The following is a 12,640-nucleotide window of genomic DNA, read 5'->3' as shown; positions in this document are numbered from 1 at the left end:
TAAACTCGGCAAGGCTTAAGTTCAATCCGCAAAGGCCTTTTAAACCGCAATCAGGTTTCCGTTATTGAGAAGCGTATCGGCATCAAGGCCAGTAACACCTGTGATGCTGGCAATCGTAATGGCGCTGTATGTCGTTCCGGTTCCGTCGCGGTCTACAGCGAAGTTGGTATTGGCTCCGGCGGTGGTGAAGGTTACAAAATCATCAATCGCGCTCTGTCCAGCCGTATAGCCGATCAGAAGGTCGGCAATGTTGAGCTTGTCCCCCTGCGCGATCGAGAAATCCGCCACTGTATCCTGCGCTGTGAACGCTGAGGCCGCTTCAAAGACAAACAAATCGGCATCCGCCTCGCCGTAGAGGGTATCCGTGCCCAGACCGCCTTTGAGCGCGTCATTGCCTGCGCCGCCTCGCAGAGTATCGTTCCCAGCCCCTCCGGTCAGGATATTGATCCCTGTATTGCCCGTCAGCGTGTCGTTGAAGCCCGAGCCCGTCAGATTTTCGGTGTTTGTGATGGTGTCCGATCCAGCGGCGACCGTATTCTGCGCCGTGGTGAGGGCCAGACTGACCGTAACGGCCGCTGTTGCCGAAGCATAGCTGGCCGTATCCGTTCCGGTGTTGCCGTTCAGCGTGTCGTTGCCTGCGCCACCGTCCAGAATGTCATCGCCCAATCCGCCATCCAACGTATTCGCCGCAGAATTTCCTGTAAGAACATCCGCGAAAGCCGATCCGGTGATTTTCTCGAAGTTCGAGATCGTGTCCGTCCCCGCGCCGCCCGTGTTCTGCGCGGTGGTGAGAGCAAGACTGACAGTAATGCCGGAGGTCGCGCTTGCATACAGGAGTGTGTCGGAGCCGGACCCCGCATTCATCGTGTCATCCCCGGCGCCGCCTTCTATGGTGTTGTCCGTCGAGCTTCCGGTCAGGGTATCGTTGAACGCCGAGCCGCGCAGATGCTCCATGGCTGTGAGCGTATCTGTGCCTGCGCCGAGCGTATTCTGAGCTGTGGTGAGGGCAAGGCTCACCGTGACGGCGGCAGTTGCATTTTCGTATGAAGCCGTATCCGTTCCCGTGCTGCCGTTAATGGCATCATTGCCCGCGCCACCTTCGATGACGTTGTTTCCGGTATTGCCCGTCAACGTGTCGTTAAAGGCCGAGCCTGTCAGGTTCTCGAAATTGGAGACCGTGTCCGATCCGGCCCCGCCCGTGGCCTGCACCGTAGTCGTGGCCAGATTGACCGTCACCGCTGAAGCCACCGAGACATAGCTCAGCGTATCCGTACCGGCCGCGCCATTGAGCGTGTCGTTGCCCGCTCCGCCCTCAATGACGTTACTGCCAGAGCTTCCGGTCAGCGTGTCGTTGAAGGCCGAGCCTTTTGCGTTCTCGATACTGACGAGCGTATCGGTTCCTGCACCCACAGTATTCTGGGCGGTCGTGGTGGCCAGATTGACCGTCACAGCAGCGGTCGCATTGGCGTAGCTGGCCGTATCACTGCCATTCCCGCCATCGAGGGTATCATTCCCGGCCAAACCTTCCAGAACATCGTTCCCGTCACTGCCTGTCAGGGTATTGGCGCTGGCATCGCCGGTCAGAACGTCATTGAAAGCCGATCCGGTGAGGTTTTCGGTATTGGTGATGGTATCGGTTCCGGCGCCGATTGTGTTCTGGGCTGAAGTGAGAGCCAACGAAACGGTCACGCCTGCTGTTGAAGAGGCGTAGGCCACTGTATCGGTGTCATTATCCCCGCTCAGCACATCATCACCAGCGCCACCGTCGAGGAGGTCATTGCCCCGACCTCCGGAGAGATTGTCGTTGCCATCGCCACCATAGAGGAAGTCGTTGCCAGTAATCGAAGAACTGGCAAACGTGTCATCGCCCCGCAAAATATCGGTTCCTATGCCGCCGTAAAGAGTGTCGTTCCCGGAGTAACCATAGAGCTGGTCATCCCCGTCTTCACCATACAGGGTGTCGTTCCCGGCATCATCGAAAATGTAATCATTGCCCGTGCCGCCATAGGACACATCGTTGCCCGCGCCCGCGTAAATCTGGTCAGCGCCGCCATGACCGTACATGACATCGTTAGTAGTGAGATCAGAACCTGCCACTATGCCATCAAGCCTGTCATCGCCCCCTGAGCCATGAGAGTCGATTTCAAGGCTAGAGATGCTGATAATAGAGCCATCGTTAAACTTTAAGTTCTCTGCCTTGTAAGCATTATTGTCAAAGTGACCTTTGAACGTAAGAGTATTTCCATTACCGTCCTCGATTACAAGGAATTTGGTTGTAGAGAAATGGCTGCCTGTATCACGCTTTTGAACGGTAATATTTGACAGGTTTAACCCTGCTGCGAAAAGAATGGTATCCGTTCCGGTATCCTCTTGAACAATATCGTCCCCTTGTCCAAAAAGATAAACATCATTCTTGTTTGCCCACAAGGAACCAACGTTGTCATAAGTGTCATCGCCTGATGTGCCAAACGTTACATATTCCTGAGTCAGTAGATTGACTGTCGAGCCATCTGAAAATTTTAGCGTTTGGATAATAGAGTCCGTATCACCTTCAAACTGTCTTAGAACCGTAATAGAACCCAACCCCGCGACAGTAATCAACGCATCCCATGTTTTGGGGCTGCTATACGGAGTCGATATATCTTCGTAGCGGTAATAAGTAACGTCTCCAGCAGAATATCCCGACGGCAGCAAGATCGTATTGGTTCCACCGCCTCCAACAAACTGGTCGCCTCCGGGACTGACAACAAACGTGTCGTTATTAACACTGCCATAAATTAAGTCCTTGCCCTCTCCTGCGTCCACTTGAATAGGTTGCGTTCCGATCAGGTCAATCCGGTCATCTCCGCCATAGCCATAGACAAACTGATCGCCTGTCGTGGCCCAGTTAGCGGTGTTGATATAATCATCCCCGACTTGCCCATGAAAGGTCACGTCCATTGTGGCTATATTGAATGTCGTGCTGTCAGCAAAGACGAGAGTATCGACAATTTTTGTAAAGGGGCCGCTGCCTCCCGATGGAGTATCAATCGTTAATGTACCGCGTCCTGCAATCTCTAGAAAAATGTGCCATGTGCTCACATTTGCGATCATCTGGGCAATGTGAAGAGTCACGTCGCCAACAGCTATGCCCGCACCAAATTGAATAGTGTCCGTGCTGGTCGTAAAATTATTGAAATCTTCCGCGATTACATCGTGACCTGAGTCATATATATAGATATCGTTCCCGGAACCGCCTCGCAAAATATCGTTCCCGGAACCGCCGTTTAAAATATCTGAGCCTGTGCTGCTTTGAAGAGAGTCGTTGCCGTCGCCGCCATTAACAATATTGTTGCCTGCCAAGGCATTAATATTATCATCCCAGCGCGTGCCGTTAAGGGTTTCACTGCCACTGGTTCCTGTTATTGTCTGCTCACTTAAAGTCGCTACGATCCCGCTCCAGCTTAAAGCACTTGAAGAGCTATCATCGACAGCATCCGATAACCAAGTCACTTCATTGGTCGTGAGCTGAGATATACCTTTAACTTCATTGATAAAATTGGCCACAAAATGCCAGAATCCCTGAATATCAGCATGGCCAGTTGCCCCTGTTTCGAGTGCTGCTATTGCAGCCTGCGAAAGACTTAAGTCCCCATTGAATAAATCGCGATCAGGGTCATAAGCCACTACATTTTCAAAGAGTGCTTCAGCTCCGCTTTGAAAGGCTAATCTTACGGTATAAGAGTCAATCAGACTAGACCATGTATCATGAATCGCTTCTATTCCATCTACCGTATGAGGTAAGTAGGGGGTTCCATCAAACCAAACACCTTGATAATCAGAATCAGTGCCTGATAATTTTTTTAGAAAAAGAAATTCTTGCATTAGGCCGAACACACCGTATTTCTGCTCTTCAAAAGAGATTGAGTCGATGCTACCCCAACGAAGAATTATTTCCTCTACCTCATCACGGACTGAACTAAAATCGACAAAAATATCCGAGAATGTTCTTGCTACAGAGAAATTTTGAATAAGATCAAATAATCCTCCTGCTTGATTATCGATACTCATAGAAACATAAAGGTCCGCAATTTGTCCATAACCGCGAAGCATCGGAAGAAAAAGAACATCCCCTTCGTATATGTACTCTGATGAATACACAGTGTTGTCCATGTTGGCATCAAACCATACATCTACAAGCTCTCTTGTTCCCCCACCTACCAATTCAAAACTGCCTGAATGGGTAACTGTATTCCCCTCAATGATTCTCGTGAAACCACCGCTAGAAAGCCCCTGAAACGAGTCTAAGACATAATTAGTAATGTCAATGCTTGAAATACCAGATTGGCTCAGCGTTAATAATTCGCTGCTCTGCGATACGCCGTCTTGATTAACATCTTGCCAAATGCGTAATTCAGTCCAGATCGCATCGCTGGAGCTAATTTCTCCATCAAGATTCGAGTCTAGCGCTGCTAAACGAGCGAATCCGTTCTCAAAATCTCTGAACTGAACCCAATCAGCCTCTGTGACATAAGAGATTGGGAAATTAGAACCAAACAACTCGGCTACACTATCAATAAGTCCGGACTCATCTATATCCCACGCCAACATTCCGTCTGCGGCTGCAACCCATCCAGTAGCCTCAGCAAAGCCATCGCCCCAGAAATCGAAATGAATACCAGAGTTTTGTACAGATATTAGGTCAATAGTTCCGCTTCCATCTAAGTCAAATACTAAGGGATCAAGTCCGCCTCCCATGCCGACTCCGGAACCTCCAGACTGGGTGGGCACAAATCCTATCGGCTGAAGATCGGCTGGCGGTGTATAAATGGGTTGACCTGGCCACTCGTAATCATTTGGATCGGGTGGAGAAGTGTCGTGGAATTTAGGAGTACCTGAAGTTGAGTCTGGGGGATTACTATCGTATTGATTTTCCTTCTCCTGATAGGCCTCTTTCATAATTTTATCGGCACCGTCCTCAGCAATCTGCTCAGAGTCTGTTTTATTCATAACGTCCTTGTAAACGTGAACAAGTTCGTGAGCTAAATTTCTTTCAAATGTCGTGTCATGTTGCTGATTATCAGGGTCAGTATATTTTTCTCCATCAAATACTTGCTTAGGAATTTTGATTTCAAAATGACTGTCATCATTACCTATTTCCGTTATTTCTGCGCCTTCCGCATCGGGATTGTCTGTAACTTTAATATCTATTTGTACCCCTTTCTTTTCCAATGCATCAATGGCGCGGCGAAGACTGGCCGACTTATTAATTAGGTTGTTAGTTGCGTTCCTAATATCGGAGTTGCTGACAGAGGGATGATCACTCGAAAAGCTTACCGGCATTTATATAATCCTTTTCTTTCAAGCACTTTTTAAAAGCAGATGAGAAATCGATATCGGTGAAAGAACTCGTGCCCTCATCAAAGATACAGGCAGAAAATTTATTAAGGATCGCTCCCCATTCTCGATAATAAGCTTTCTGGAAGGGCATTATTCGGCTAAATCCGGGGAGTCCCTGTGATTTAATAAGGCATAGATCTACGCTTTCTTTGATCTCAGGATCACTCTTTTGCATGTCTATTGGGCAGAAAGAGACAAGTATTTTTCTTTCCTCTGTAGTAAAGAACTCTCCGCTTAATCCCTCATCGTTTAACTTGAAGGATGTAGCGTTGTAGAAAGTATCGTTAATGTTTAAGAATAAATTTTCATAGTTGCCTCGTGATTTGGAATGTATTGAGAGACGACTGGGTACCGAGACATAGATGAATGTTTTCTTTTCAACAGGAAAGATGAAGATGTTCGCCTCTTTGGGCGATAGTACGACCGAAAAATTTTCTGGCCACTCAAAATCCTTTAGTTTCTCATTGAGTAGCTTTGAATATTCAAATGCTTTCTTGCGTCCCTCCTGTTTTTCTTCTCCATCATATCTTGGCTGAAGGTATTCAGGGTAGCCCAGAAACACTTTCGGAGGGTTTGATAATTTGTAAAGTGAGTACAAATCATGTGTTTTATTTAGTGTAAAAAGCGGGATCAGTTGTGGATGCCTTTTGTGAAGCTCTTCATACACGGAATCGTGGGATTCTCTATGTGAAATAACTGATGGTGCGACGTTGCTCTCTGGTATAAGGCTCTTTAACAAAAAATTTTCAAGATACTTTTCGAAGGAGCGCTTTATTTTTTCCTGACGACTTAACTCTAATGTCGGTTCTGCGTATGCATATCTAAAGCTAGCAGAAACGAGGAAAGCCAAAAGGACAGTCAGAATACAGCAAACAACTTTATTCATAATTTACCCTTTGTATTCTGCTTTAATCATGCAAGAACATTGAAAAAACTTACACCTCTTAATGCACTATCCATTTAAGACTAAAACTAAAATGTGTACAAACATCAATTCCATTCTGATAGCAAGATTCTGATTATCCAGTCAAAGTAATAATTCGATGTGTCATATAGTTTTCAAGCTATAATCTTGTTCAACCCCATATTTGAGTTCCGGTACTAGTGCGTCCTATCCTTGTTCCATATCTCTTTAGCCAATCCTTTGCCCTGCCTCCATGCAACGCCTTCTATCCTACGATAAGCGCCGCCGCCGGGTCTTCCATCAAGGAACGTGTTTCGCTCGGAGAGAAAAATCCATAAACATTCATAGCCGTTGTCTTTGAGATATTGCTCAAATGATTCTGCCTCAATACCTACAAATCGTCCCCCTTCGGGGCTGTGGCCGCATACTGCAGAGATGTTCCCCTTTTTATCGATATATTTTGTAGAAGTTTCATCCGCTCTTTTCAGGCCAAGCACTTTGCATAGCCATGGGCAAGGCATATAAACCGTACACCCTTCCGTCATTGCTTTATCAAGATGTGATTCCCAACAATAACGGGTTACGATTTGCGCTTTTTTGGGGCTGTCTTCTTCTCTCCATAATACCTTATCCCATTCCTCATACTGCCATGTGAAATGCCAAGGATGCTCCAACAGGAAAGGGCCGTCTGTAAAAACCAGAGGATCCCAATCTTCAAAATGCAAATCGTTGGTCGTTTTCAGTATATCAACCACCTTCATGCGGTCTGCTTTTGAAACGATCACAGCGGAAAGAAAACGAAATTCCTGTCGTTTGTACCCACGATAATCATCATCATCGCCGGGATATTTCTCTGATGTGCTGCGGTGTTCATACAAAACAACAAATTTCTTTCCGTCAGGCGCGATGCGAGATACAAGCGAAGGAAGCTTATCGCCCGGATTAACTAGAAAGGGCCATTGGCTAATATCTTTATCTTCACATTCACCCAAATCTATCTCCGGCCCCATGAGATGACCTACAAAAGCTTCCTCTTGCGCCTGTTCAATTTTCTCCGGTCGTAAAATGGTAGGGTCTATATCTCTTTCAAAGCCGATGCTTAACGGACCTTCGTATTTTCTTGAAGTGCCCCTGTAGCTTTCTGAAAGCCAGTAATTATCGGCAAGTCGGCATTGCAATTCACTCAAAGCAAGCCATTGATATTTTTTCCCTATACGCTCAACTACTGGTCTGTCCCTTGAATAATAGCCGCGTCTGGAAGGCTCCGTTTCAAAAAGCTTTTTCGTCCAACCATAACGATAAGCTCGTTTTGCAACCCACCACCTAAGTTGAGTTAAATCAAAAGGTTTTGGATCATTATCTTTACCCGATCTATCATGATAGGGTTCAACTTCATTTTTATAACGCTGCTTCTCGTCTTTAGATAAAAGTGCCAAGAGCTTCTTTTGAGCCGATTCAATTAATGGCATATTTTTTTCTAAATGCTTTTTAATCTTTATTATTGCCTTATTGTCATCACTCTTAGAGACTGTGAACAAAGACATTGATAAGTCGTTATTGGCTGCCTCTAATTCTTTAAATGCTAGTTTGTATGCCTTGTTTGGCTCTATCACCTCTTCTTTGAATCGCTCATACTTCTCTCTTGCAGTTAAAGGCATTTCTTGTGTAAGAGGCACTGTAAGAAAATGTCTTGCGCCGGGATCAATTTCATAAATTCCAAAATCTCCTATAAAGGCGGAGCATGAATTTAATATCCTGTTATCTCCTGCCTTTTCAGCGATCTTTTTAATAGCTTCTTCTTTGATTTTAAACTTGGGAGGAGACGAATTGTATGGAGGATAAGCCAGTTTTTCATTAACGCCTTTAGGTAAACGATTTTGTGATTTAGCTATATCGACCAGACCGCGGGCATAATCACGAATACGAATATGCAGAGGCGGTTTTCCGCCAGCAAATACATGCTTAAATGCAATTTCTGCAAAAGAAGAAATCCATTTTGCATCATGGTTTCTGCAAGCTGCTCCATAAGCGGCGGCATAAATCCGCTCAAGAATATAAAAATCGTCGATCTCTCCAAATTCTTTAATTAGCAAAGAAAATATATCTGGGTCGATTTCGATCAAAGAAACTAGAGATTTTGTTGCTCTGTCACGAATGATCCGGGCTGTAGTGGAGAAAGACCAAGCCAATATCAAAGCCGCGAGCTTATGAGCCTCCCCTGCGCTAACATGGCGAGCACCCTGCAAAGACCAATCAATAATTTGGTATATTGGATGATCGTCGTCTGTCTCAGTCAAAGCAATAGACCACCAAGAGTCGCGCTTGGGCATCTTTAAGCCAATCAAAATTGGATGCAAAAGATTCGCTGCATTAAAGGGATGATCCTCACAAACACTCATTTCAAGAACCAATGAAAGCTCATCAATTCCTTGACTGGGCAGATATCTTAAAAATTCTCGCGTTCGATCAGTAAAAGCATCCTTCTTACGCCATCGAACGCTCTCTGCAAATGCCTTGGCTGTAGAGTAATTCCACCACCCTTGTTTTCTCTCTGGCAGACAGTCAATCAATTCCTTTCCGTATTTTTCTGGAATGATGATCGAAAGGGCAGAAATTAAACCGCTCCATTGACCCATTTTTTCAATGCAGAAAGCTGCAACGCCATTTTTCTCAAAAGCAGATACCGGGTCTATAACCTTTTCAAGAAGCTGGTTTGCCATCACATGATCTTGGAATCTTTGGAAGGCGAAACAAACGGACTCTTCTATAGGCAATAGAGGGTCTGGGTCAGGATTGTAAGCCGGGAAACATTGCAGAAGACCATTGCGAATGAGAACATCCAGCCATGTTGTGCCAGCGGGTGGGGCATAATTTTCAAAGGATTTATTTACAATTTCTAAAGCTTTATCGAAAGGTAACCGATCCTCTTTTTGGGCAAGCATTTCTTTTGCAATTTTTTGCAAGCTGTCCAATATGCGTTGCAGCAATCCTTTGCCAAGGGCCGGATACAAGCCAGCCATATTATTTGCTGTGGCCTTTACAAAGTACGAAAAGATAGCACTTGTTCCCGTTAAACCTTTTGGAAACTCCGCTTTTCCATCTCTTTGCAGTGCTGTTGTGGCGCTGCGTAAAAATAGAGGGTTAATAAATTCAGGATTAAGCCAAGGGGTAGCAGGACGAGAAATCCCACGTTTATCCAAATAGACGCGAGCCGCTTCTTCTTGTTCTTCAACTGTAGAGAATCCATTTATGCGTAGCCGTATTACTTTATCATGGATTGTTTTAGGAACGGCGTACGCTTCATATTCTTCTCTGCAAGTTAGGATACACGCAATATAGGGGTATTTATCTAATGCAGCTATGAAAGCAGGAAGTTCATTATACCAATAATGTGAACCTGCCCCCTCGTTTATAGCATCAATTACTATTATGGCTCTAGTTCTTGCAGCTTCTCCTGCTGCATTAATCGCTCCCAAAACCTCGCTTTCCGGAAGTCCTTTATGAATTATATCGGCTATCTTTTGTAAAGCTTGGATACCCCCAAAAAAATCATTTCCATTAAATAAGAAAACGGGCCGCCGATCTTTGTATGCCGATTCCGCAAGAAAAGCTGAAAGATGAGATTTTCCTGTACCGGCTGCACCTGAAATGATTGCAAACTTTGTCTGGTCGGCTAAAAATTGATCTCTCTCTATGAAATACGAAAACCTCCTTACTCTGTCTTCAAACTTTTCGAGATTCTGCTTAAAATAATAAAGTGAATTTGGTATTTTATTTTCCTCATTAAATTCTCGCCTTTTTTTCCAATACCAGTCTTCACTATGCGATATTTCCTCACGAATAGATTTTATTGTTTTATTAAGCTCATCTATTGGAAAAGCCACCTCGCATGGCACAGAAAAATCCAAGTCAGCTAAATTTTTTGAGAGCTTCTCTAATTTTTGGAGATATTTCTCTACTTCCTTAACGCTATCGTCATTTGCCAAATCAGGAGCTGATGGAATTTTTAGAGCTTTGGAACACAAATCAGATAGTTCTTTAACAAAAGAGGAATGTCGAACAATACCGTGTCCTATGGCCTGTGCGGTTACATTCACATGGTCTTCGGGATGATAACGCTCACCCAGTCTCGCAATCGCCTCAACGATGTGCTGCGTATACCAATCCTCAGTAAATTCTGCTGTATCAAACCAAAATTTTTTTATCCCCTGAGCATTAGGTTTCGCCAGCCTGTCAAGGATCTCGGAAGCTGTCCAAGTTTCAAAAGCAACGATTATGCCCTTTGCAGCGGCCCAACCTTCCCATTTCTTCTTACGCTCTTGCCAGTGTCCCCATCCTGTTTTGCCTTGGCCCTTTTTACCTTTCTTGTCAGTAAGGTCGCATGGAAGGGCGACAACATAGCGTGTTAGGGTAGGATGCGTATCAAGAGCTTGCTTTACGGATTTGTCTATTTGCGCCCAATCAATCTGCCCTGATTTAAGGAAAAATTTGGCTTGATAACCTATTTTTGTGCCATCCTTTTTCTCCCAATAGGCTTCTACGCCGCCATCACCACCTGCGCCCTCTACTCGCCGAAACTCTAAAGACTTTGTAGGCGTATCTCTCCGTGCGAGCTGGCATATAAACTCTTCAAATCCGGCACTTTGACCGCCTTTATATATTCTGATTTTTGAGAAATCGACCATCGAAATAGTCCTTCTTAAAGGTTTCAAGTTCATTTTACGTCTTATCATAAAGAGCTATCTGCTTGCTGAAAAAATGTGCTAGTAATTTTGCATGAAGGACAGAAAATCTGACCTTCTGGGGCGTTTCAACCTCTTCACATGCGGCCAACAGCATCGGGCCGTTACCAGCGATGCCTTCTCGACCTGTGGTCGGGGAGGCGGCGGAATATAATAGCGCTTGCGTGAATACGCTGCGCCGTTCATGTGACGGTTGAAAACTCCCCGGCTTCCAGAGAAATCTGGAGGCCGTTTTTACAACAAAAGGGGAGAAAGTTATGAAAAAACTATTACCATCATTATTTACTGTCATTTTTCTAACTGCGTGTGGCACGACAGGCCCGGTTGATGTGACAGCACTGAATAAGCCTGTTCCCGAAGATAAGGCGCGCGTCGTTATCACCCGCAACACCAGCATGATGTATCTGGCCGCGACTGTGCATGTTCGGGCAAACGGTGAAAAAATCGCCAGTCTGGGGCGAGGTGGAAGCGTGGTCCATGAGATTCCTCAAGGACGGAATACGCTCTCCGTATCGACGCCGACAGCACCCGGACAATTCGCCCTGACATTCAATGCTGATCCGCAGAAGACCTATAACTTTGAAATCTCACCGCGCGGCAGTAACGTCATGGGCGGTTACGGCCTCGGCGTTCTTGGCGATGCCATTCAAGCCAGCGTGAGCGAGCAGTCCGGTTACTTTCAGATTCAATTGAAAGACGAACAATGATCTGGATTTTTGGAATTTTACAGGTCATTTTTATACAGATTGGCTGGTGGGTTTATAACTCCTATTTTATCCAGCCTAGACACAATCATCCCGCAATATTCTGGAATCCGCTGTTACGGACGCTGCTTATCTACGGGCCTACTGTCGGGATTGTGGGGCTGGTAATTGCTGCTTTCTTCCTGACATCTCATCCTTGGTTTTTTCTTGGTTTTACCCTGATCTTATGGGGCTTTGGGGGACGTAAGAAAAAGGCTTCTGCTCCGGATTGCATCATTATGCCTGTACTGTCCGAGGAAGGAGTAGTAATGGAAGCTGTTTCAACAGACGAACTCCTTAAAGACATCCGTGCTTTTAGGCATGATTCTTCACAGAAGAAGAAAAATGGGGCTAAGGAGGACTGATGCCTTGGGAAAATATTGGCAGCGTCGATACAGGTGAAATGCCTGATGATGAGGCGTGGATTCTTTTGTGCCTTAAACTCGCTAAAAATTACGTGCTGTTCGTATGCGGCGAGCCGCCAGATGACAGCAAACTAGAAATTATTTGGCATGAGCATGAACTGGCAGATCACCCATCTCTTGGAGTGTGGTACGACATGGAAGAGCCATGCAAATACTTCCGTGCCTGCGAAGATGCATTGGACGCTTTTAACCAGCACGTTTCATGGCTTGATCTGAAAGAGTTCTGGAGAAAGCACGCTGATGAAGAAGATGAAAGGGAAGAGGATACCGACGGAGATTATCCCTTATAAGCTGGACAGGATATCCTTCAATGTAGCCAGTAATCTTCTGGCTTCGGCATATTGTTTCTTTTTAGTCCCTGTATTTCTGCCGTGAATTATCGGTCTGCCTGTCGATTTGCCGCCGTGCATCCGGCATCGGCCGTTTTTCATCGAAGGATTTCGGCAC

Annotated in this window: 6 protein-coding genes; 3 read left to right on the top strand and 3 right to left on the bottom strand. The window is 45.6% G+C overall.

Annotation, left to right across the window (positions count from 1 at the left end):
* Positions 1–39 precede the first annotated feature (39 nt).
* The 3 genes from IPN28_02095 to IPN28_02085 form a co-directional block, all read right to left on the bottom strand.
* Positions 40–3,546, bottom strand: coding sequence for a type I secretion C-terminal target domain-containing protein (locus IPN28_02095; protein QQS57635.1), 3,507 nt, complete (start codon positions 3,544–3,546; stop codon positions 40–42).
* Between the two features lie 1,753 nt (positions 3,547–5,299).
* A complete protein-coding gene (locus tag IPN28_02090; GenBank protein ID QQS57634.1) occupies positions 5,300–6,265 on the bottom strand; it encodes a hypothetical protein in 966 nt (321 codons plus the stop codon).
* A gap of 215 nt (positions 6,266–6,480) precedes the next feature.
* On the bottom strand, positions 6,481–10,968 hold the full coding sequence (locus IPN28_02085) for an ATP-binding protein (GenBank protein QQS57633.1): 4,488 nt from the start codon (positions 10,966–10,968) through the stop codon (positions 6,481–6,483).
* 314 nt (positions 10,969–11,282) lie between these two features.
* Between IPN28_02085 and IPN28_02080 the strand changes: the two genes are divergently transcribed.
* The 3 genes from IPN28_02080 to IPN28_02070 are packed head-to-tail and all read left to right on the top strand — an operon-like array spanning position 11,283 to position 12,483.
* Complete coding sequence (locus tag IPN28_02080) at positions 11,283–11,732, top strand: hypothetical protein (protein QQS57632.1); 450 nt, start codon at positions 11,283–11,285, stop codon at positions 11,730–11,732.
* Positions 11,729–12,133 (top strand): hypothetical protein, encoded by a 405-nt coding sequence (locus tag IPN28_02075; protein ID QQS57631.1) that lies wholly within the window; start codon positions 11,729–11,731, stop codon positions 12,131–12,133. The genes IPN28_02080 and IPN28_02075 overlap by 4 nt, the downstream gene beginning before the upstream one ends.
* The gene (locus IPN28_02070) at positions 12,133–12,483 is read left to right on the top strand and encodes a hypothetical protein (protein ID QQS57630.1); all 351 of its coding nucleotides are present in this window, start codon (positions 12,133–12,135) and stop codon (positions 12,481–12,483) included. Before IPN28_02075 ends, IPN28_02070 begins: the two co-directional genes overlap by 1 nt.
* Positions 12,484–12,640: the final 157 nt, after the last annotated feature.

The organism is Alphaproteobacteria bacterium, assembly GCA_016699735.1.
Classification (GTDB): Bacteria; Pseudomonadota; Alphaproteobacteria; order Micavibrionales; family Micavibrionaceae; genus JAGNKE01.
This window is presented reverse-complemented; position numbering and strand designations above follow the sequence as displayed.

Coding starts and splice junctions, on each gene's coding strand:
- IPN28_02070 (QQS57630.1), top strand. CDS start 12,133: ATGCCTTGGGAAAATATTGGCAGCGTCGATACAGGTGAAATGCCTGAT.
- IPN28_02090 (QQS57634.1), bottom strand. CDS start 6,265: ATGAATAAAGTTGTTTGCTGTATTCTGACTGTCCTTTTGGCTTTCCTC.
- IPN28_02080 (QQS57632.1), top strand. CDS start 11,283: ATGAAAAAACTATTACCATCATTATTTACTGTCATTTTTCTAACTGCG.
- IPN28_02085 (QQS57633.1), bottom strand. CDS start 10,968: ATGGTCGATTTCTCAAAAATCAGAATATATAAAGGCGGTCAAAGTGCC.
- IPN28_02075 (QQS57631.1), top strand. CDS start 11,729: ATGATCTGGATTTTTGGAATTTTACAGGTCATTTTTATACAGATTGGC.